Below are 22,171 nucleotides of genomic sequence, written 5' to 3' on the forward strand. Positions count from 1 at the left end.
TATGGGAAAGAAACTGTGTTTGTTTATTGCCGGTGATTCTACTGCAGCGAACTGTCCCCCTCATGAAGCTCCCATGATGGGATGGGGACAGGTGGCCGCTGAGTGTTTCACCGATAAGGTAAAAGTCGTAAACGCCGCTAAAGGCGGGCGAAGCTCAAACAGCTTCATTGAGGAAGGACTGCTGGATGGCATATGGGACAGCATTTCGCGGGGTGATTACTTGTTTATTCAGTTTGGCCACAACGATCAAAAAGATTTTGGCACAAAGCCGTGGACCACATACCCTCAGTATTTGGGCCAGTACATTGATGGAGCCCGGGAACGGGGAGCTCTGCCTGTTCTTCTCACTTCGGTTCAGCGCCGTACATTTGGAGAAGATGGCACGATCCAAAACTCGCTTGGTGACTATCCGGCTTCTATGAGAGAGCTGGCAGATAAAAAAGATGTGCCGCTTATTGATATGTGGGCGAAAACAAAATGGCTTTATGAGTCATACGGGCCGGAGCGTTCCACAGAGCTGTTTACCTGGTTTGCCCCTGGAGAAAACAACAATTACCCCGAAGGCATCCAGGATAATACCCATTTTTGCGAAACCGGCGCCCGCAAAGTCGCCGCGCTCGTTGCAGAAGGCATTCAGGAATTAAATCTGCCGCTCAAGGCGTATATAAAGGAGGCCATTCGCAATGGCTGACAAGCTTTACCACGGCGCTTGTTTTTATCCGGAGCTGTGGGATGACAAAACAATCGCCAAAGACATTGATCGAATGAAAGAAACTGGCATTAACGTTGTGCGTATAGGGGAATTTGCCTGGTCGAAAATGGAGCCGGAAGAAGGAAAGATTGATGTAAGCTTTTTTACAAATATCATTAATCGTCTGTATGAAAACGGTATTGATACGGTTCTTTGTACACCGACCCCAACGCCGCCGATCTGGTTTTCACACGGGCACCCGGAAAGAATGCATGTGGATCAGGCCGGCCGCACGATGACTCATGGGTCCAGACAGCATGCCTGTACGAACAATGCACACTTCCGCAAGAAAGCGGCCATCATTACAGAAGCACTCGCTAAAGAAGCTGGCCGGCTGCCGGGTGTAATTGCCTGGCAGCTTGATAATGAATTTAAATGCCACATCGCCGAGTGTATGTGCGCTTCGTGTAAAAGTCAGTGGCACCAATGGCTCGAAGCACGATACGGCACAATTGAGCAGCTGAATGAGGATTGGGGCACTCACATTTGGAGTGAATATTACCAGTCATTCGAGCAAATTCCCCAGCCGGCCGCTACCCCGTTTCTTCATCATTCATCGCTGCAGACGATGTACCGGCTGTTTGAATCAGAAAAAATTGCCGAGTTTGCGGATGAACAGGCGTCTATTATCCGCCGGTATTCCGAAGCACCCATTACCCATAACAGCACACTCTTTTTTTCGGTTGATAATGAACGTCTGTTTAAACATCTTGATTTTGCTTCCTTTGATACGTATGCCCCGCAGGAAAAAATGGGGTCTTACTTGTTAAACTGCGACGTATGGAGAGGGTTAAAGAAACACACACCTTTTTGGGTAATGGAAACGAGTAATTCCTATGCTGCATCACTTGAAAGCTATGCAAATCCGCACCAAAACGGTTATTTAAGATCAGAGGCCGTTGCCGCTTATGCGCTCGGGGGCCAAGGCTTTTGCTACTGGCTCTGGCGCCAGCAGCGCACCGGGTCTGAACTGCCGCACAGCGCTGTGATCAGTGCGTGGGGCGAGCCATCTGTCGGGTATGAAAATGTGCTGCAGGTTGAAGAAGCACGCAAAAAAATAGAATCGGCCATGCTTGCGACCAAGCCGGTTCAAGCGGATATTGCGATAACATATTCGGATCGGGCGCGCATGTTTCATTTGACGGAACCGCACAACGGCATTCATTACAAAGATCTCATGACCGACTTATACAACATCATTGTACAGGAAGGGTTTCACCGCGATGTGCTGCCTGAAGGAGGCGATCTTATAGGGTATAAACTGCTGTTTACACCGCTGCTTCCATACGTATCGGATGAGTATTTGGAACAAGCGAAGGCTTTTTTGGAAGCGGGAGGCATTTGGATTGCCGGGCCGATGACAGGCGGCCGTACAAAGAACCACACCATTCATACAGACCGCGCATTGGGCCGGCTGGAGGAATGGGCAGGGGTCAGAACCCTTTTTACCTTCCCGATGGATGAGCACACATCAGCTGGAGAAGCATTTGGTTGTGAAGCGCCGCTTGGACTATGGAGTGCTGTATTTGAACCGGCCGGTGCCCGCGTGGTTGGAACCGTTACAAAAGGAATTACACCGAACAAAGCGTTTTTAACCGAGCATCATGTTGGCAAAGGAAAAGTTGTGATGCTTGGCTCTATGCCGTCTGGAGCGGCAGGAAAGAAACTGATCGCAGAAATCTTTCAGCATTATGCAAAAGAAGCCGGCGCAGCAGTACAAACAGATGTGACGCCTGGTACGATTGTCGTGCCGCGCGAAACGGAGGATGGGCGTGCGATGTGGGTGATTGTCAATATGGATGGTCACGGCGGCACGGTAACCCTGCCAGCAGGCGGGCAGGACGAGTTGAAGGCGGAGCCGGTAGAAGCAGGAAAACTTACGATACAGCCATACGAATATAGAATTATCCAATTTAGAAAAGAAGGTGCTTCTTTATGAATCGGAAAGTAGAAAATGTGAAAATTGCCTACATTGGCGGCGGATCTCAAGGCTGGGCCAAACGGCTGATGAATGACCTTGCGCTTGAGCCAAGAATCAGCGGGACCGTTTCGCTTTATGATATTTATCCGGAAGCCGCCCGGCAAAATGCTGTCATTGGCAACAGTGTGTCTGCGCGCGAGGAAGCAGTCGGCAAGTGGGTATACGAAGCAACCGGAGATATAAAGGAAGCCTTGACGAATGCTGATTTTGTGATTATTTCTATCCTGCCGGGATCGTTTGATGAAATGGCATCTGACGTCCATACGCCGGAGAAATACGGGATTTATCAATCTGTTGGCGATACAGTCGGACCGGGCGGTATCATTCGCAGTCTGCGGACTATTCCAATTTACAAAGAAATTGCGGAGAACATTAAAGCGTACGCACCCGATGCATGGGTCATTAATTACACAAACCCGATGACTCTTTGCACGCGCACGCTGTATGAAGTATTTCCAGAAGTAAAAGCGTTCGGCTGCTGCCATGAAGTGTTTGAAGTGCAGCACCTTCTGGCCGACATGGTGGAAGAAATGACCGGCACAGCAGTCGAGCAGCGCCAGGATATACAGGTTAATGTAATCGGCATTAACCATTTTACGTGGATTGACCGGGCAAGCTATCAACAGATGGACTTGCTGCCGATGTACAAGGAGTTTGTCGAGAAGCATGCCGAATCAGGCTACGAGAAAAATCTGGGAGACTGGGAGAAAAGCGTTTTTTCATCTGCGAACCGGGTGAAGTTTGACCTGTTTCGCCGGTACGGCCTCATCGCCGCAGCAGGCGACCGCCATTTAGCAGAATTTATGCCGCCGGTTTATCTGGAGAGCCCGGAAACAGTGGCAAAATGGAAGTTTCACTTAACACCGGTTGATTTCCGGAAAAAAGACCATAAAAGCAAAATAGAGCAAAATCAAAAAGTGGCCGCCGGCGAAGCAGATTTTGAACTCGCACCGTCTGGAGAAGAAGGAGTAGCCATCATTGCCGCCCTTCTTGGACTCGAGGAGCTTGTGACAAACGTGAATATGCCGAACGGGGGCCAGATTGCTAACCTGCCGTACGGAGCTGTTGTAGAAACAAATGCCGTTTTACGCCGTGACAGCGTGCAGCCGGTTTTAGCCGGAAGCCTGCCGGCTGATTTGCTTGGCATTATTGGACGGCATGCCGCCAATCAAGAAGCGGTACTGCAGGCAGCGTTAACTGAAAACAGAGAGCTTGCGCTTAACGCGTTTATCAACGACCCGCTTGTAGCGCCGCTCGGTTTTGAGCAGGCCGAAGCACTATTTGATGAAATGATTCAAAACACAAAATCACATGTTGGAGGAGGTTTTGTTCGTGATCGCAACGCGTATGCATCGTCATGATATTGAACAAACCATTGATTTATTAATTGATAATCTTGTGAACTTAAGCGACCCGGACGGAACGTATGCAATTCCGCTTGCGGACGGACGGAAGATCGACAATAAAAGCTTTAATTACTGGGAATGGACAGCGGGCGTCGGCTTGTACGGCATGATGAAATATTACAAGCTGACGAAAAAGCAGGCCGTTCTCGATATTATTGTGAAATGGTTTGAAGACCAGTTTAAAGAGCAGCCCGTTGAGAAAAACGTTAATACGATGGTGCAGATGTTAACGATGGCTTATTTGTACGAAGAAACAGGCAACCCAACGTATTTGCCATACCTGGAGTCATGGGGAGACTGGCTGTATCACGATATGCCGCGTACGAAAGACGGCGGCATCCAGCACGTTGTATTCGGCTCAGAGAACCATCAGCAGCTTTGGGATGACACGCTGATGATGAGCGTGCTGCCGCTGGCGAAAATCGGGCTGCTTTTAGGCAAGCCGGAATATGTAGAAGAAGCCAAAAAACAATTCCTTGTACACATTAAGTATTTATTTGATAAAAAAACCGGCCTTTGGTTCCACGGCTGGACATTTGAGGGCAATCATAACTTTGCGGAAGCATTGTGGGGACGCGGCAACTCCTGGATTACGATTGCGATTCCGGAATTTTTGGACCTGGTGGAACTGCCGGCAGACGACCCGGTCCGCCAGGTGCTGATCGACACGTTAGACCGCCAGCTTGAAGCGCTGCAGGCGTGCCAGAATGAAAATGGGCTTTGGCATACACTGCTTTTAGACCCGTCTTCTTACGTGGAAGCCTCCTGTACGGCAGGCTTTGGCTTTGGTACATTAAAAGCTGTGCGCAAGCGCTACGTTGGAAAAAAGTACAAAGAAATGGGCTTGAAGGCAGTAGAAGCAGTAATCGAAAACATTGATGAAACAGGCGGACTAAAGCATGTATCCGCCGGGACGGCCATGGGAGAAACACTTGATTTTTACAAGCAGATTCCCGTCACAGCCATGCCGTATGGCCAATCGATGGCGATCTTATGCTTAGTTGAATATTTATATGTAAAATTGTAAAAGAGGCGCTCTACGCGCCTCTTTTTTATTGGCTGGGCCGGAATTGTTAAATTTGGGCCGGATTCTAAAGCTGTTCGGCCGGATTTTATTCTATTCCGGCCCGGCAGCGGGAAAAACCGGCTCTATTTTTCTTTTTCCGGCCCAGAAAAGAAGGTTACCGTCCGTTTACGCGGGCGCACGAATGCCGCTCGATTAAAACAGAGTTCATCGTGCGGGTGAGCTGCTCTGTTGACCCGGTTTCCAGCTGTTCAAAAAGAAGCGACGTCATTTGCTCGGCAACAGCTTGAACGGGAACACCGACACTGGTCAGCGGCACTTCAAGTGTAGCCATCTGAGGAATGTTGTCATAGCCGATAATCGACATATCTTTCGGAATCACAAGACTCGTTTCGCGTATAGCCCGCACAATGCCCGCGCTAATATCATAGCTCGCACCAATCACAGCAGAAGGAAGAGAAGAAGATCGCAGCATTCTTTTGGTTGCCTGATAGCCATCATACCATTCAAGGCCGGCTGAATTAATAAACGACTGTTTATGAACCGGCAGGTTAAAATGCTGCATCGCCCGTTCAAAGCCGCGGTACTTTTCCTGCTGGCGCAAATTAAGGGGAGAAAAATCGCCGATAAAAGAAATATCCCGGTGGCCGAGCTCTTTTAAATATTCGACTGCCTGAAACATCGCTTCTTGATAATGAAGGTCCACAAAGGAAAAAGAATTTTGCGGCCCGGCTCCGTACGAAACAACGGGAAACGGAGCGGTAACATCAGAAGAAAGATTGTTTTCTTCATCGAAAATCAGCACCCCATCTACATGAAACCGTTTGAATAAATCAAGAGAAGCCTGGACAGGATTAACGGATAAAATCATCGAAAATCCCCTTCTTTGAATTTCGGTGTTCAGCTCGGTCACAAGAGTGGAATGAGCTGCACGATCCAGCGTCGGCCAAATCAAGCCAATGGTTTTGGACTGCTTGGTGACCAGCTGCTTTGCCGCAAAGTTAGGCTCATACCCCATTTCGCGTGCCACCTGATGAATCTTTTCTTTTGTTTTCGGCTGAACAAGCGGGCTGTCATTTAATGCTTTTGAGACCGTTGAATAGCTGACACCAGCCGCTTTTGCAATATCTTTTATTGTAATGGCCATATCGATCACCTGAGTTGTTTTTCTTCATGTTACTCTAAAAAAACGTTGTTATCAATAAAGGATTGCATGAAATAAAACAATGCAGTATGATAATAACAACGTTGTTATTATGAAAAGGGAGATGGGAAACGTGAAAGCATTTATGGATGATCAATTTTTATTGACCAATAAGATAGCGGTTACATTGTATGAGGATTACGCTAAAGGAATGCCGATTATCGATTATCACTGCCATTTAAGCCCAAAAGAAATTTATGAAAACAAGCAGTTTGCTAATATAACGGAAGCATGGCTGTATGGGGATCATTACAAATGGAGGCTTATGCGGGCAAATGGGGTAGAGGAGTCACATATTACGGGAGACGCTGATGACTACGATAAGTTTCTTGCCTGGGCAAAGACGGTTCCCATGACAATCGGCAACCCGCTTTACAACTGGACACACCTTGAACTGCAGCGGTTCTTTGGCATTCACGAGCTATTAAATGAAAAAAGCGCACCGGCCATTTGGGAAAAGGTAAACGAGCAGCTGGCAAGTGGGCGCATGGGTGCGCGTGACTTGATCCGGAACTCCAACGTAAAAGTCGTTTGTACAACGGATGATCCGGCTGATTCGCTCGAGTACCACCAAAAGCTGTTAGAAGAAGGTGATTTTGATGTAAAGGTCGTGCCGGGATTCCGTCCGGATAAAGGCCTTGAACTTAACCGTGACAGTTTTAAGGATTGGACGGCGGCACTTTCAGAATCAGCAGGTATACACATCGACAGCTACGACGCATTTTTAAAAGCGCTCGAAGCCAGAATTGACTTTTTCCACCAAACGGGCGGACGAGTATCCGACCACGCACTCGACCAGGTGATGTTCGCTGAGACTACGCAGGAAGAAGCCGGTGCCATTTTCAAAAAAGCGTTAAATGGCGAAAAGGTATCCGTTGAAGAAGAAGCAAAGTACAAAACATACACGCTGACATTCCTTGGTGAGCAGTACGCCAAACGAGGCTGGGTGATGCAGTATCATATGCATGCCCACCGCAATAACAATGAGCGCATGTTCGGACGCCTCGGCCCTGATACGGGCTATGACAGCATGAATGATGAGCCGCTCGCAAAGCCGCTTGTCGGGCTGCTGGACGCTCTTGAGAGGAAGGGCAGCCTGCCAAAAACAGTGCTGTATTCTTTAAATCCGAAAGACAACTATACAATTGCCAGTGTAACAGGCAGCTTCCAGGGAGGCGGCGTACCAGGCAAAATTCAGTTTGGGACGGCCTGGTGGTTTAATGACCAGAAGGACGGAATGCTTGATCAAATGAAGGCGCTGGCCAATCTTGGCTTGTTCAGCCAGTTTATCGGCATGCTGACGGATTCACGCAGCTTTTTGTCCTACACACGCCATGAATACTTCCGTCGTCTTGTCTGTGATTTAATCGGTACGTGGGCCGAGCAGGGGGAAGTCCCGAATGATATGGACCTTCTTGGCGGAATTGTTAAAGGGATTTGCTTTGAAAACGCGGCCGCTTATTTTGACTTCGGCTTAGATGAAAAAGGGGGCGGACTTCTTGCAGCGTCTAACCAAAACAGCGCACGGTAAAACAGAATATCCAGAACGGGTGCTTCAATTTGGCACAGGCAATTTTTTAAGAGCATTTACCGACTGGATGATTCACCGTATGAATAAAGAAACAGATTTTAACGGCAGTGTGGTAGTTGTCCAATCCACTAAACGTGGTGCCGCTGATGTGATCAATGAGCAGGACGGGCTGTACAGCCTTTTTCTCCAGGGAATGCTGGACGGCAGAGCCGTGCGCCGGAATGAAGTAATCGAATCGATCAGCCGGGCGCTGAATGTACACGACCAATACGACGAGTATATGGCGCTGGCAAAGAGCCCGGATCTCCGGTTTGTCGTCTCTAACACAACCGAAGCCGGCATCGCGTTTGACGAGGAAGACGAGCTGGAGAGCCGCCCGCAAAACAGTTTTCCAGGTAAATTAACAGCGTTGTTATGGAAACGGTTTACCCATTTTAATGGAGATTCCGACAAAGGGCTCGTGATCATTCCGTGTGAACTGATTGACCGAAATGGTGCAGTGTTAAAAGAAATGGTGCTGCGTTACGCAAAAGCATGGCAGCTCGGCGAAATCTTCGCGGAATGGGTGGAGACAGCGAATACATTTTGCAACAGCTTGGTCGACCGGATTGTGCCGGGCTATCCAAAAGAGGATGGAGAAGAGCTGGAAAGGGAGCTTGGCTTTGAAGACCAGTTGATGACTGTCGGTGAGCATTATCACTTATGGGCGATCGAAGGACCTGGCTGGCTGGAGGAAGAGTTTCCAGCTCATGCGGCCGGATTGAATGTAAAAGTGGTGGAGGACCTGGCTCCGTACCGGTTAAGCAAAGTGTTTATCTTGAACGGAGCACACACTGCGTTAACGCCGATTGCGCTGCTTTCAGGAATCGAAACGGTAAAAGAAACCGTGACGAACAGCGATACAAATGCTTTTGTTGAAGAGCTTATTTTCGAGGAAATTATCCCGGCGATTGGGCTGCCGGAGAAAGAAACAACCGCCTTTGCACATGAAGTATTGAGCCGGTTTGCCAATCCGTTTGTTCAACATTATGTGAAAAGCATTGCTTTGAATGCGATACCGAAATTTAAAACGAGAAATGTGCCGGTACTGATCAAGTATGCAGAAGCATTTGGTGAAGTGCCTCAGCGGATGGCGCTTGCCCTTGCTGCCTGGATTCATGTATACAAAAAAAGTGAAACGGATGAAGCATATATCGTCGATTTTTTCCGCGATCAATGGCGTGCATGTAATGGTACAGATGAAGCCATTGAAGAGCTTGTGCGAAATGTGATCGGATATGAAGCGCTGTGGGGCCAGGATTTAAACCGTATCTCCGGCCTGGCAGACCAAACAGCCCGTTTTGCGATTCACATTGAACGCAGCGGCGTCATCGATACGTTAAAGAAAGCAGGTGCACACGGTGAAAGATACGCTGATCATCAACGGTCGTGATAGTGTCGCTGTAGCGCTTCGGGATTTGCCAAAAGGGACACGCATCGAATCAGGTGTAGAGCTCTTAGAGGACGCAGCCCGAGGACATAAAATTGCGCTGCAGGATATCGAAGAAAATAACAACGTTGTTAAATACGGTTTTCCGATTGGGCATGCCACAAAACCCATTAAAAGGGGGAGCATTATTCATACGCATAATGTGAAAACCAATTTAAACGATATTCAGACCTATACCTTTACACAAAAATTAAACGATAATCCATTTAAACGATCAACAGCGGTTTTTAAAGGCTACAAGCGTGCCAATGGAAGTGTCGGTATTCGTAACGAGCTCTGGATTGTCCCAACGGTCGGCTGTGTAAACGGTATTGCCGACCTGATCATTGAGCAGTTTAAGCAGGAACGGGGCGGAGATATTACACCTTTTGAAAATGTGCTCGTTTTAAAACATAATTACGGGTGCTCTCAGCTTGGGGATGACCATGCCCAGACAAAACAAATATTAGCAGACGCCATTGTCCATCCAAATGCAGGTGGAGTGCTGGTGCTTGGGCTTGGCTGCGAAAACAACAATATTAATGAGCTGCGCGATTCACTCGGTGAGTATGATGGAGGCCGTGTTCAATTTCTCCTTTCACAGGACGTAGAAAATGAAGTGGAGGCAGGGGTGAAATGCCTGCACGCTATCTGGGAAGCCGCAAAGCGCGATCACCGGGAGGAAGTACCGCTTTCTGAGCTTAAAATTGGCTTAAAGTGCGGAGGGTCAGACGGGTTTTCCGGTATTACCGCCAACCCGCTCCTGGGCCGGTTTTCTGACTTTCTCACTGCCCAGGGCGGCACGACCGTGCTAACAGAAGTGCCAGAAATGTTCGGAGCTGAAACAATTCTGATGGAGCGTGCCGAAAATGAGGAAGTGTTCAAGAAGATTGTCGGGCTGATCAACGATTTTAAGCAGTATTTTATCGATCACAACCAGCCAGTATATGAAAATCCATCGCCAGGCAATAAAGCAGGCGGCATCACAACACTTGAAGATAAGTCACTCGGCTGCACGCAAAAAGCCGGCACATCGACAATCGTGGATGTGCTTCCGTATGGAGGCCGCTTGAAAAAGCAGGGGCTGAATTTATTAAGCGCTCCTGGAAATGACTTGGTGGCGTCTTCCGCTTTAGCGGCATCCGGCTGTCAGATGGTTCTTTTTACAACAGGGCGCGGTACCCCATTTGGCTCATTTGTGCCGACGGTAAAAATCGCTACAAACACACCGCTTTACGAGAAAAAGCGTCATTGGATTGACTACAATGCCGGAGCGCTGATTGAAGACGTATCAGCAGACCTGGTCCTTGAGGATTTTATTCAATATATTATCCGGGTAGCAAGCGGTGAATGGGTGAATAATGAAAGGAATAATTTCCGCGAGCTCGCTATTTTTAAAACAGGCGTAACGCTGTAAGGGACAGTCCCGAACTTTCTGAATAGGATGGCTTCCACTTCAAAATACTAGTCGTGTGCAGACAAGCACACACTATCTACTTTGATGGAGGGATACGATGGGTATTTTAAGTGGAAATCCAAAAGACGAGCCGCTGCATTACGGTGAAGTAGCTGCTGTCTGGGCAGGCTCCCTGGCCGCTAAAAGCGCAGCCGCTTTTTACAGCACGATGTTAAACCATGCCGGTGATGGCGATTTAAAGAGAGTGATTGAGGAAGGCTTAACATTGGCACGCGCGGAAATGGCAGGCCTGGATGAAATTTTAAGAGAAAACGGCGTAGCGATCCCGCCGGAGCCTCCTGAACGTCCGCATGCGGATCTTGAAAGCATTCCGCCGGGGGCGCGTATTCAAGATCCGGAAATTGCGTCGATGATCGGAAAGGATATCGGCATGGGCTTAACATCGCACAGCCAGGCAATGGCGCAGTGTATTCGTGAGGACATTGCGATGATGTTCGGAGAGTTTCACACAGCCAAAGCGAAACTTGGCCAGACCAACTTACGGCTTTTAAAAGAAAAAGGCTGGCTTGTCGTGCCGCCCCTTCATATGAGCCACGTAAATGCATAGTGAAAAAGCAGGACTGTTATCCAGACAGTCCTGCTTTTTTTCTGAAAATAGAACCAATTGTGCCAGCACCAATTGACGCTTTTTAAGCCTGTCCGATAAGATAAGGACAACACATTCAGGAGGGGCCGAATGAGCGGAACATCGATGCTGGAAAAAATAAAACTTCAAAGCAGTGAAATGAGTACAGCAGAACAAAAAGTAGCGTCCTTTATTTTAAGCAATGCCCACCTTGTACCGAACATGACGACAGGGGAGTTATCGAAAAGGGCGGAAGTCAGTGAAGCAACGGTCATCCGGTTCTGCAAAACGATTGGGGTTGGAAGCTACAAAACGTTTAAATTAACACTCGTCAAAGAATTGTCGAATACATCCATGAGTGTTAATGACTTTTCATTGCTGCAGTCTAAAGATTCGCCCTATGAGCTGTTTAACAAAGTCACCCACGTGAACCGGGGTGCGCTTGACGCCGCCCTTTCAGCATTGGATAAGCGGGAGCTGCCTAAAGCTGTCCAGGCATTGCTTCAATCGAAAATGATCCTATTTTATGGAGTAGGCGGTTCTGCTGCTGCGGCCGTTGACGGACACTATAAATTTGCGAAGCTTGGCTTCCATGCGGTCATGACGCCAGATTTTCATTTTTCACTTTCGATGGCTGCCCATATGCAGGAGGGAGATGTGTTGATCGCAATCAGCACATCGGGCAAAACAAAAGACGTTATTGAGCTCGCCCGTTTTGCTCAATCAAGAGGCGCGACCGTCGTCGCTATTACCACTGTTGGTAAATCGGTTTTGTACAAAGAAGCGGATATTGTCCTTGGAACGCCAATGGTGGAGCATGAAAAGCGGATTGGGAGCATTGCTTCCAGAACCGTTCAGATGAATATGATTGATGCTCTTTATGTAGCGGTTTTTCATCAAATTGGTTCTTATGTAGAGGAGCCATATGCAAAAGCATCTGAAGCTGTTTCAAAATTAAAAAAATAATAAAAAATAAAATTTCACAAAATGTGCTGAAAAAATTGTATTTTTATTTCTCCGGCGTATAATAGAATTTGGGACGCTTCAAGAGAAATGAGTGATAAAATGCAAACCGTACAAGATGTTAAGCAAGTGGCAGATGAAGACACATTTGACTGTTTCCGTCACATCAACGAACTGTTACACTCAGGTCAAATAAACGATTCCATCATGTTCAAAAGCATAAAAGAAGAAATGAGTTCGATTCACAAATTGGTGATCGCGGCCATTCAAACGATTCAAAAAAACGGACGATTAATTTATCTGACTCCTCGAGCAAGTGAGCGTATTCATATAACCGATTTAAACGGACCATTGAGACTGCAAAATTATAGTGTTGGAAAAAAATACTGCCCAAAATCGGGCAAAAATGAGCTTTTAGCACGAATGGATTTAAACGAGCTTCAGGCTGGACCTCGTGATATGGTCATTTGCTTTGCGGCAGAGGCACCCTCTTATACGGAGAGCAGCTTAAGATACGCACGAAAAAGCGGTGCGATGACAGCAAGTATTCTGCTTGGCCAAGAACCAGAGGAGAAAATACCGGCCAATATCAATATAAAGCTGGATTTGGATCAACATTCAACCGCCTTCCAGCGGGCATGGCTGCAAAACCTGTTTATCCGTCTTGTGTCACAGGCAGCGTCAACGTATATTCTCCAATACGAGTTAAAAGAAATTTCCTTTTAATTCTCTGTTTTTTTCAATGAGACAAGAAAAAGCAGGGATTTTTGTTTTACGCTAAAATGCGACAGCACTTTAGTGGTATTTGTGTGCAGTTTATTTTATAATAGAAAAAGCGTACAATTTTAACGACAAAGGAGTTTTCTTAACATGGCACAAAAAACATTTACAATTACAGATGAAACAGGTATCCACGCTCGTCCGGCTACAGTACTTGTTCAAACAGCTTCAAAATTCAGCTCAGATGTAAACCTTGAGTACAACGGCAAAACAGTAAACCTAAAATCAATCATGGGCGTTATGTCTCTTGGTATTCCAAAAGGCGCGTCTATCACAGTAACAGCTGCTGGTGCTGACGAAGATCAAGCAATCGAAGCTGTAGGCGAAACAATTAAAACTCAAGGTCTTGGCGAATAATTTTTGCCCAAGTCTTCTCTTAAAACGGAAAGAAGAGTCCCTTCTTTCCGTTTTTTCATACATAAAAATCGAAATGTGGAGGAAATGAAATGGCTTACTCACTGATTGCGATTGATTTGGATGGGACACTTTTAAATGAAGAAAAAGAAATTGATCAGCGATCAATCCGTGCGATCCGTTCCTTTGAAGAGCGAGGCGGCCAGGTCGTCATTTGCAGCGGACGGACGCCGCTGGCCACGCGCTGGGTTGGTGAGACGCTCGGTCTGAAAACACCTATTATTTCATTGAATGGTGCAGTGCTTCACGATGAAAAAGGCGAATTGCTCAGTCAAAAAACCTTCTCTTATGCAGGTTTAAAGCAATTTGTCTCATTTTGCGAAGAGGAAAACATATGCGTTCATTTATATGAAGGAAACGACTTGATTGTACCAGAGAAGAACCGCTGGAATGAGAAATGGGCAGACCAAAATATTCTTCCGCTCGTTCAAACAGGCGGCTTGCAGGAACGGCGAAACGCATATTTAGAGGAATGCCGGGTGCGAGTGACACCGGACATTAGTCAGTGGCTCGAAAACCATCCGGATGTTTCGAAAATGGCCATTTTTAGTGAAACGGGCAATTTTCGGGAGATTGAACAAAAAATTAAAACAAGCCTGCCGGATGTGGAAGCAGCCAGCAGCTCCAATTATATGAATTTAGAAATTTCGCCTCGCGGTGCAACGAAAGGCAGTGCTTTAAAGGATCTTGCCCTGCGGCTTGGCGTACCGCTTTCCCAAACAGCCGCCATTGGTGATAATTTTAATGATATCTCGATGTTTCAATGTGCGGGGATCGGTATTGCCGTGGGCAACGCGCCGGCAGCCGTTAGGGCCGCGGCACAGCACGTAACCGCCTCAAATGATGAAAACGGCATTGGAGAAGCGATCGATTTTTTAATGCAATAAAGGTTCAAGCTGGAGAGCCGATAAGCCGGCAGACTTTTCTATGGGGCAGGCGCTAAATCCGCCTGGCTATCTTCACCAGCGAAAGCTATTGTCAAAAAGACATAAAACCTTTGTGGATATTCTCAAAGGTTTTATGTCTTTTTTAAAATATTATTTCATAATTATTAAAAAATATTGAAATATAAAATCAAAGCGGTTACAATGGTGGCATTATTCAGGAGGAGGGATTTGGTTGGAAGAAAAGCTAATGCAGCTGACGACCGAGTCAAGAAACAGCCGTACCATGCAGATAGACACAGCAGATACAAAAACGATCTTAACCATGATGAACGAGGAAGACCATGGCGTGGCAGAAGCTGTCAAGGAAGTGCTTCCCGACATCGAGCAGGTTGTTGGCTTTGTGCTTCAATCGTTTCAGAAAGGAGGCCGTCTTTTTTATATGGGCGCTGGAACGAGCGGCCGTCTCGGTGTGCTCGATGCGGTTGAGTGCCCGCCAACGTTCAGCACACCGCCCCAAATGGTGCAGGGCCTTATCGCGGGAGGTGAACATGCCTTTGTAAAAGCGGTTGAAGGAGCAGAAGATAATGAAGCCGCCGGCCGGCAGGACCTCCAAAGCCGCGGATTAACAGAAAGGGATACAGTCGTTGGATTAGCAGCAAGCGGCAGGACCCCTTACGTAAAGGGCGGCCTCGCGTATGCCCGGGAAATCGGTGCCAAAACAGCTGCTATTTCCTGCAATAAAAACGCCCAAATCAGCGCGTATGCTGATCAGCCAATCGAGGTCGTGGTCGGACCGGAAGTGTTAACGGGATCTACACGCTTGAAAGCAGCCACAGCACAAAAAATGATTTTAAATATGATTTCGACGGCTTCCATGCTGCAAATGGGCAAAGCGTTTGAAAATTTAATGGTCGATGTACGCGTGAGCAATGTAAAGCTGAGACAAAGAGCGGTTCACACAATTGTCCGGGTAACAGGCGTTTCCAAAAAGCAGGCAGAAGAAACACTCGATGCAGCTGGAAACGAAGTGAAAACAGCGATTGTGATGCTCGAATGCGGCGTGCCATTCGAAGAAGCTAAAGAGCTGTTAACAAAAGCGGAAGGATATGTGCGCAGAGCCGTTAAAATGGGGGGCGCACGCGGAGGAAGCAGCCGATGACCACCGGGGGATTAAACAGGCTGCGGAGCATTTTGCCCCAGCTGCCTCCTTCAGAAAAAAAAGTCGCCCAGTTTATTTTGGAGCAGCCTGAAAAACTACTGCATGCTACAGCAAGCGAAATCAGCCAAATGGCTGGCTCAAGCAGCGCGGCAGTGATTCGCTTATGCAAATCAATGGGGGTTAAAGGGTTTCAGGAGTTAAAAGTCCGGGTCGCCGGTGATTTAGTGAAAGTACCGGAAACAGGATACCGGGACATTGAAAGCGGCGAAACGCTTGCGGGTATTACACAGAAAACATTGAGCAATGGGATTCAAAGCTTAACGGATACAGCTGAATTGATGGATTACGGGCAAATGGAGGCGGCAGTCGAGGCCCTGGCGGGAGCGAAAACGGTTCACTGTTTTGGTATCGGCGCTTCGAGCTTAATTGCGATGGATGCCCAGCAAAAACTGCTGCGCATTCACAAAAACGCAACGGCTTTTACCGATACACATTTAGTTGCTTCCCTGATTGCCAATGCGGAAGCGGATGATGTGCTTTTGGGTATTTCGTTTTCAGGAGAAACGCAGGAAGTCGCACGTCTCCTGTCTCTCGCCCAAAAGCGGGGAGTCAAAACGATCAGCTTAACCAAGTATGGATCGTCTACCGCTGCGTCCCTGGCAGATATCAACTTATTTACATCTGCATCAAGCGAAGCACCGCTTAGGAGCGCTGCCACTGCTTCACGCTTTGCTCAATTGTTTGTGATTGATGTGTTATTTATGGGTGTGGCAACAAAAGAATTTGATCAAACGGTACAGTATATTGATCGTTCAAGAGAAGCGATCGGCTTTTTAAAGGAATCAAAATAAAAAGGGGAAACAAAGGGTTGAAATACGGGGAAAGGGTGAGCGGGGATGACAAACGAAAATAAAATGATCGCACAGCAAATTTCCGATTGTTTAGGCGGGCCGGATAATGTCGAATCTTTTACCCACTGCATGACGCGGCTGAGAGTAACACCAGTAGATCATGAGCGTGTAAATACAGAGGCGATTAAAAAAATTGACGGGGTTTTCGGAGTGGTCGAAGAAGAAACGATTCAAGTGATTCTAGGACCGGGGAAAGTCAATAAAGTCGCAGAAGAGTTTAGCAAAATCATGGATGCGTCAGATGGAAAGATGCTGAGAGACCGTGCAGCTGCCGTAAAAGCAGAATTAAAAGAAAAAAACGCCACGCCGTTTAAGCTGTTTTTGCGTAAAATATCGAGTATCTTTATTCCGCTTATTCCGGCACTCGTGGCATCCGGACTGATTACAGGTATATCGAAAGCAATTATTCAAGCAGGATGGCTGGCGGCTGATTCACAAACCGCCCTTCTTTTAACAGCGATTGGCAGCGGCTTGTTTGCTTACCTTGGCATTTTAGTCGGCTTAAATGCAGCAAAAGAGTTTGGCGGATCACCTGCCCTTGGTGCGCTGGCCGGCATTTTGGTCATCAATCCGGCGATTGAAGGCGTTACATTGTTTGGAGAAGCATTGGTGCCGGGCCGCGGCGGCTTGATTGGAATTTTGTTTGCCGCTATTTTCATCGCTTATGTAGAGCGCTGGATTCGTAAAGGGGTGCCACAGTCGCTCGATATTATCGTGACGCCAACGATTGCGCTGTTAATTACTGGTATTGTCACGTATGTGATTTTTATGCCGATCGGCGGTTTTATTTCTGACGCGATTACAAACGGTCTGCTGGCTGTTTTAGATATAGGCGGAATTGTCGCTGGCTTTGTACTTGGCGCAACATTTCTGCCGCTCGTGGTAACCGGCCTACATCAAGGGCTGACACCGATTCACCTGGAACTGCTTAATTCCATCGGCGATGATCCGCTTCTTCCTATTTTGGCCATGGGTGGAGCCGGCCAGGTGGGCGCTGCCTTTGCGATTTATATGAAAACAAAGAAAAAACGATTAAAGCGGGCGATAGGGGGATCTCTTCCTTCCGGCATGCTCGGCATCGGCGAGCCGCTTATTTTCGGCGTAACGCTGCCGCTCGGAAGACCGTTTTTGACCGCCTGCCTCGGTGCAGGTATTGGCGGCGCGTTTCAAGCATACTTCAACATTGCCACGAGTGCGATCGGGGTTTCCGGCCTGCCGCTTTCGTTTATTGTTCTTCCGCATCAAATTTTATTGTATTTAGCCGGACTTGTTATCGCGTATGCGGCCGGTTTTGCGTTTACGTATTTGTTCGGCTTCAAAGATGAAATGGCCAAAGAGTTTGATGAATGAAGAAAGCAAAGCGCAGAGACTCTCTTCTGCGCTTTTTACATAAGGAGGATGCGCATGTTTGGAATTTCAGTTTATTTAAATGAAGACATCGGAGAAAAGCAAGAGCAGTATGTAAAGAAAGCAAAGCAGCATGGCTTTAAGTGGGTATTTACATCGCTGCATATTCCCGAAGATGATGCCTCACAGCTTTGCGGCCGGTTCCGCCAGCTTGCCAGGCTCGCCCGGGAAACAGGGATGGCGCTTTTTGCGGATGTTTCTCCCGCATCGCTTGAGAAAATTGGCTTGTCTATGGACCGGGCCGAAGAGCTGCTTGAATGGGGCGTTACCGGGCTGCGCGTAGATTATGGCATTGCCGGAAAGACGATTGCGGATCTTTCTAAAAGGATGAACATAGCACTCAATGCCAGTACGCTGACCCAGCGTGAATACGAAGATATTCTTTCGGCAGGAGCGGATATCAGCCGCATCGAAGCGTGGCATAATTTTTATCCGCGTCCGGAAACAGGACTTGGAGAAGCCTACATAGAAGAAAAAAATAAGTGGCTCCTTTCGCTCGGTTTGAGTACCATGGCGTTTGTTCCGGGGGACCGCCATAAGCGGGGCCCGCTGTTTCAGGGACTGCCTACATTAGAGAAGCACCGGAACCGGGCGCCTTTTGGGGCGGCGCTTGAGCTGATCCGTCAGCTGCATACGCAAAAAGTATTGATTGGTGATCCGGGCTTGTCAGATGAAGCCTTCCGGCAGTTTAAGTGTTTCGAGGAGGACGAATGTATTCCGCTGCGGGCAAAACCATTTACGGATGTCACTCTTTATGCGGACGTTCAAACGAACCGGCCGGACCCGGCAAGAGATTGTATTCGTTCCGTTGAATCAAGAGGGTTTGCTCAAATCGGTGACAAAACAGTAGAGCCTTTTCAGACGATTGAGCGGCCGAGAGGAACGGTTACCGTCGACAACAAACGGTATTTACGCTATGCCGGGGAAATGCAAATTACGCTGAATGACCTGCCGGCCGATGAAAAAGTAAATGTGATTGGCAGAATCATGGCGGAAGACCTGCCGCTGCTTTCGTTTGTAGGGCCGGGCGGGCGCTTTATCATTCACTGGGAATAATAAGCGGTTCTTGCCCCGCCACCGATGATTTTTTCTTTGCGTTCTGGGGAAAAGAAAAGGGAGGTGATGGATATGAATATTAATGTAAAGCCGGCCGCTGTAGCAGAACTGAAAAAGTATGAGTTTGGAGAAAACGAAGGAGTCCGGATTGAATCGATTTTTATCGGCAGCTGTTCGATTGCATCCGAATATCATTTGCGAATCGATCGTAAAAAAGAAGGCGATGATTTGTTTACCGTCTCAGGCATTCCGTTTCTTGTTTCAAAAGAAAGCCAGGAAAATCTCCATGACCACATTGCACTCGACTTTAACCCGGCGATGGGTTACAAGCTGACATCAGCCGAAGAAACCTACCGTTACAATTTAAAATTAGAGCGGGCATAAAAAGATCTTTCTCTGAGAAATTTTTAAGACTGTCGACAAAGTCGGCAGTCTTTCTTTATGAAAACTTCCATTGCCGAAAACGAGGCGGGGACTTTTCGGGCAATGTCGCTTCTTAAAAAGAGCCGATAGGGGAAGCCGGCCAAAACGGTATATCCATATCCACTTTTTCCGGCTTTAGTGATAGGGGCAATTGGATTTGTCAGGCTATGCAGTTTTGGCCAATTGCACAGGCGACGCCCCACACCTTACCGGTTCTCATCCCAACCGCCCGCACTCCTTGCATGAAAAAGAAGCAAAGAGGTCCTTTGGCAACCAATTTTATTTGTCTACGGTTTGGAGTCTTTCTTTTGAAAGATCTTTTTTTGTTACATAATCTAACAAAAGTTCAGACAAATAAACTGAAAAGTATGAATATATAGTTAGATCTCACATGGAATTATATGTTTTTTATTCCTTTTTCAAACATTGATAGGAAATTCTTTTTTAGGAGGCGATAAAAGAGGTTGATTTCAAAACCATACATAACAGATTTATCCGCTTTCCTTTTTAGATAAAAAGTTGTGACATTATTTTAAGGGGTGCTTATATGATAGGGACGAAAAGATTCTGGGGCAAACAAACCATTATCGCAGCAGTTTCGGCAGCTGCACTTGCATTAAGCGGCTGTGCAGCTTCAAGTGCTTTAAATGAGGAAAAAGAAAAGCCTGCGGCTAATACAGAAGGGGATACGGTAAAAGTAGGTGTGCTTCATTCATTAAGCGGAACGATGGCAATCAGTGAAGTGTCACTTCGGGATGCAGAATTAATGGCTATTGAGGAAATTAACGCAAAAGGCGGTGTTCTTGGCAAGCAGATTGAGCCGGTCGTTGAAGATGGGGCTTCAGACTGGCCGACATTCGCCGAAAAAGCAAAAAAGCTTTTGCAGAAAGATGAAGTCGCAACTGTTTTCGGCGGCTGGACATCTGCGAGCCGAAAAGCGATGCTGCCTGTATTCGAACAGAATAACGGCCTGCTCTGGTATCCTGTACAGTATGAGGGAATGGAGTCTTCACCGAATATTTTTTATACAGGAGCCACAACGAATCAGCAAATTGTTCCGTCTGTGACATGGCTTCTTGAAAACAAAGGAAAATCTTTTTTCTTAATCGGTTCTGATTACGTGTTTCCACGCACAGCAAACAAAGAAATCAAAGCACAACTTAAAGCGGAAGGCGGCACTCTAGTAGGTGAAGAATATACACCGCTTGGCCACACTGATTACAGTACACTGATCAGTAAAATCAAAGAAAAAAACCCAGAAGTCATCTATAACACGCTGAATGGAGACAGCAACGTTGCCTTTTTTAAACAGCTGAAGGATGCGGGAATTACAGCGGATGATATTACAGTTCTGTCTGTCAGTATTGCGGAGGAAGAAATTCGCGGCATTGGGACGGATATTTTAACAGGACATTATGCGGCATGGAATTATTTCCAAACAACTGATACGCCGGAAAATAAAAAGTTCGTTACGGCTTACAAGAAAGCATACGGAGATGATCGTGTAACCGGTGATCCAATTGAAGCAGCGTATAATGCCGTTTATTTATGGGCAGCTGCCGTTGAAAAAGCCGGATCCTTTGATGTTGATGCAGTGAAAAAAGCGGCAGGCGGCATTGAATTTAAAGCGCCGGGCGGAACGGTCACCATTGATGGGGATAACCAGCATACGTACAAAACTGCCCGCATTGGTGAAATTCAAGCAGACGGCCAGTTTAAGGAAGTATGGAACTCAGGCGAGCCTGTTAAACCGGATCCGTATTTAGAAACGTATTCTTGGGCAAAAGGACTAAATTAATCGGTACAAATAAGGGAGGAAACTTCTCCCTTATTTGTTTTTTAAAAAGGAGTGAACTACATGACAGTCGTGGCTACACAGCTGTTTAACGGGATTAGTCTTGGCTCTATTTTGCTTTTAATCGCCCTTGGGCTGGCTATCACATTTGGATTAATGAACGTGATTAATATGGCGCACGGAGAGTTTATTATGGCTGGGGCATATACAACTTATGTGGTCCAGCAGGCGTTTTCACATTATGTTCCAGCGGCACTATTTAATTATTACTATATCGCAGCGATTCCGCTCTCATTTTTAATTGGTGCTCTCCTTGGCTTTGTTCTTGAAAAAATGCTTATCCGTTTTTTATATCACAGACCGCTTGACAGCCTGCTGGCCACGTGGGGGGTCAGTTTAATTTTACAGCAGGTGGCACGGTCCATCTTCGGCGCACCAAATGTCGCAGTCACGGCACCGGCCTGGCTTGACGGCGGGTTAACAGTCGCGGGTGCTGTTTTTCCGTATAAGCGTTTATTTATCATCGCCCTTGCTGTGATTTGTATGATTGCTCTTTATTTATACCTTGATAAAACAGCAGCAGGACGGAAAATGCGTGCGGTTACAATGAATCGCAGTATGGCATCAAGCCTGGGCGTATCCACTCAAAAAGTGGACGCGACGGCATTTGCGATCGGTTCAGGACTTGCTGGAATTGCAGGATGTGCCTTAACGGTTCTGGGTCCAATTGGTTCAACAATTGGCACCTATTATATAGTCGATGCCTTTATGATTGTTATTCTAGGCGGAATTGGAAGCTTGGTCGGCACTGTTTTTGGTGCACTTAGCATTGGTATGCTTGGCACAGTGGCTGAGTTCTGGACGGGTGCCTCCATGGCAAAGGTCATCGTGTTTGCAGCTATTATCGCCTTTTTACAATTTAAACCGGCCGGGCTGCTCTCAGCACGCACGCGGTCATTGGAATAGGAG

The 22,171-nt window shown here is 47.1% G+C and carries 20 protein-coding genes; 19 read left to right on the forward strand and 1 reads right to left on the reverse strand.

The window, feature by feature from the left end; genetic code table 11:
* The first annotated feature begins 1 nt into the window (after position 1).
* Genes M3221_RS09540 through bglB form a run of 4 tightly spaced genes read left to right on the forward strand, consistent with a single transcriptional unit; the run spans position 2 to position 5,165 of the window.
* Entirely contained in the window at positions 2 to 691 is a 690-nt protein-coding gene (locus M3221_RS09540) for a rhamnogalacturonan acetylesterase (protein ID WP_251271306.1), read from the forward strand.
* Positions 684 to 2,690: a beta-galactosidase gene (locus M3221_RS09545; protein WP_251271308.1), complete on the forward strand. Its 2,007-nt coding sequence runs from the start codon at positions 684 to 686 to the stop codon at positions 2,688 to 2,690. The genes M3221_RS09540 and M3221_RS09545 overlap by 8 nt, the downstream gene beginning before the upstream one ends.
* On the forward strand, positions 2,687 to 4,093 hold the full coding sequence (locus M3221_RS09550; RefSeq protein ID WP_251271310.1) for a family 4 glycosyl hydrolase: 1,407 nt from the start codon (positions 2,687 to 2,689) through the stop codon (positions 4,091 to 4,093). Before M3221_RS09545 ends, M3221_RS09550 begins: the two co-directional genes overlap by 4 nt.
* On the forward strand, positions 4,065 to 5,165 hold the full coding sequence (gene bglB, locus M3221_RS09555; RefSeq protein ID WP_251271311.1) for a beta-galactosidase BglB: 1,101 nt from the start codon (positions 4,065 to 4,067) through the stop codon (positions 5,163 to 5,165). Before M3221_RS09550 ends, bglB begins: the two co-directional genes overlap by 29 nt.
* Before the next feature lie 154 nt (positions 5,166 to 5,319).
* On the opposite strand, the gene M3221_RS09560 is transcribed toward bglB, so the two are convergent.
* Complete coding sequence (locus tag M3221_RS09560) at positions 5,320 to 6,309, reverse strand: LacI family DNA-binding transcriptional regulator (RefSeq protein WP_251271313.1); 990 nt, start codon at positions 6,307 to 6,309, stop codon at positions 5,320 to 5,322.
* A gap of 142 nt (positions 6,310 to 6,451) precedes the next feature.
* Between M3221_RS09560 and uxaC the strand changes: the two genes are divergently transcribed.
* The 15 genes from uxaC (at position 6,452) to urtB (ending at position 22,168) form a co-directional block, all read left to right on the forward strand.
* Positions 6,452 to 7,897, forward strand: coding sequence for a glucuronate isomerase (gene uxaC, locus M3221_RS09565; protein ID WP_251271764.1), 1,446 nt, complete (start codon positions 6,452 to 6,454; stop codon positions 7,895 to 7,897).
* On the forward strand, positions 7,866 to 9,329 hold the full coding sequence (locus tag M3221_RS09570; RefSeq protein WP_251271315.1) for a tagaturonate reductase: 1,464 nt from the start codon (positions 7,866 to 7,868) through the stop codon (positions 9,327 to 9,329). The genes uxaC and M3221_RS09570 overlap by 32 nt, the downstream gene beginning before the upstream one ends.
* Positions 9,298 to 10,782: a UxaA family hydrolase gene (locus M3221_RS09575; RefSeq protein ID WP_251271317.1), complete on the forward strand. Its 1,485-nt coding sequence runs from the start codon at positions 9,298 to 9,300 to the stop codon at positions 10,780 to 10,782. The genes M3221_RS09570 and M3221_RS09575 overlap by 32 nt, the downstream gene beginning before the upstream one ends.
* A gap of 97 nt (positions 10,783 to 10,879) precedes the next feature.
* Entirely contained in the window at positions 10,880 to 11,389 is a 510-nt protein-coding gene (locus M3221_RS09580) for a DUF3231 family protein (RefSeq protein WP_251271319.1), read from the forward strand.
* Positions 11,390 to 11,518: 129 nt separating this feature from the next.
* Positions 11,519 to 12,373, forward strand: a complete 855-nt coding sequence (locus M3221_RS09585) for a MurR/RpiR family transcriptional regulator (RefSeq protein WP_251271321.1) — start codon at positions 11,519 to 11,521, stop codon at positions 12,371 to 12,373.
* A gap of 87 nt (positions 12,374 to 12,460) precedes the next feature.
* Positions 12,461 to 13,096, forward strand: a complete 636-nt coding sequence (locus M3221_RS09590) for a phosphoheptose isomerase family protein (protein ID WP_251271322.1) — start codon at positions 12,461 to 12,463, stop codon at positions 13,094 to 13,096.
* Positions 13,097 to 13,240: 144 nt separating this feature from the next.
* Positions 13,241 to 13,507 (forward strand): phosphocarrier protein HPr, encoded by a 267-nt coding sequence (locus M3221_RS09595; RefSeq protein ID WP_251271324.1) that lies wholly within the window; start codon positions 13,241 to 13,243, stop codon positions 13,505 to 13,507.
* Positions 13,508 to 13,596: 89 nt separating this feature from the next.
* Complete coding sequence (locus tag M3221_RS09600; RefSeq protein ID WP_251271325.1) at positions 13,597 to 14,451, forward strand: HAD family hydrolase; 855 nt, start codon at positions 13,597 to 13,599, stop codon at positions 14,449 to 14,451.
* A gap of 247 nt (positions 14,452 to 14,698) precedes the next feature.
* On the forward strand, positions 14,699 to 15,610 hold the full coding sequence (gene murQ / locus M3221_RS09605; protein ID WP_396120268.1) for an N-acetylmuramic acid 6-phosphate etherase: 912 nt from the start codon (positions 14,699 to 14,701) through the stop codon (positions 15,608 to 15,610).
* Positions 15,607 to 16,461: a MurR/RpiR family transcriptional regulator gene (locus M3221_RS09610; RefSeq protein WP_251271329.1), complete on the forward strand. Its 855-nt coding sequence runs from the start codon at positions 15,607 to 15,609 to the stop codon at positions 16,459 to 16,461. The genes murQ and M3221_RS09610 overlap by 4 nt, the downstream gene beginning before the upstream one ends.
* A 45-nt stretch (positions 16,462 to 16,506) precedes the next feature.
* A complete protein-coding gene (locus tag M3221_RS09615) occupies positions 16,507 to 17,871 on the forward strand; it encodes a PTS transporter subunit EIIC (RefSeq protein WP_251271330.1) in 1,365 nt (454 codons plus the stop codon).
* A gap of 54 nt (positions 17,872 to 17,925) precedes the next feature.
* Positions 17,926 to 18,984: a DUF871 domain-containing protein gene (locus M3221_RS09620; RefSeq protein WP_251271331.1), complete on the forward strand. Its 1,059-nt coding sequence runs from the start codon at positions 17,926 to 17,928 to the stop codon at positions 18,982 to 18,984.
* Positions 18,985 to 19,056: 72 nt separating this feature from the next.
* Positions 19,057 to 19,368, forward strand: a complete 312-nt coding sequence (locus M3221_RS09625) for an iron-sulfur cluster biosynthesis family protein (protein WP_251271332.1) — start codon at positions 19,057 to 19,059, stop codon at positions 19,366 to 19,368.
* A gap of 586 nt (positions 19,369 to 19,954) precedes the next feature.
* Positions 19,955 to 21,205 (forward strand): urea ABC transporter substrate-binding protein, encoded by a 1,251-nt coding sequence (urtA, locus tag M3221_RS09630; RefSeq protein ID WP_251271334.1) that lies wholly within the window; start codon positions 19,955 to 19,957, stop codon positions 21,203 to 21,205.
* 60 nt (positions 21,206 to 21,265) lie between these two features.
* A complete protein-coding gene (gene urtB, locus M3221_RS09635) occupies positions 21,266 to 22,168 on the forward strand; it encodes an urea ABC transporter permease subunit UrtB (protein WP_251271336.1) in 903 nt (300 codons plus the stop codon).
* The last annotated feature ends 3 nt before the right edge of the window (positions 22,169 to 22,171 follow it).

This window comes from Domibacillus indicus (assembly GCF_023715895.1).
Classification (GTDB): Bacteria; Bacillota; Bacilli; order Bacillales; family Domibacillaceae; genus Domibacillus; species Domibacillus indicus_A.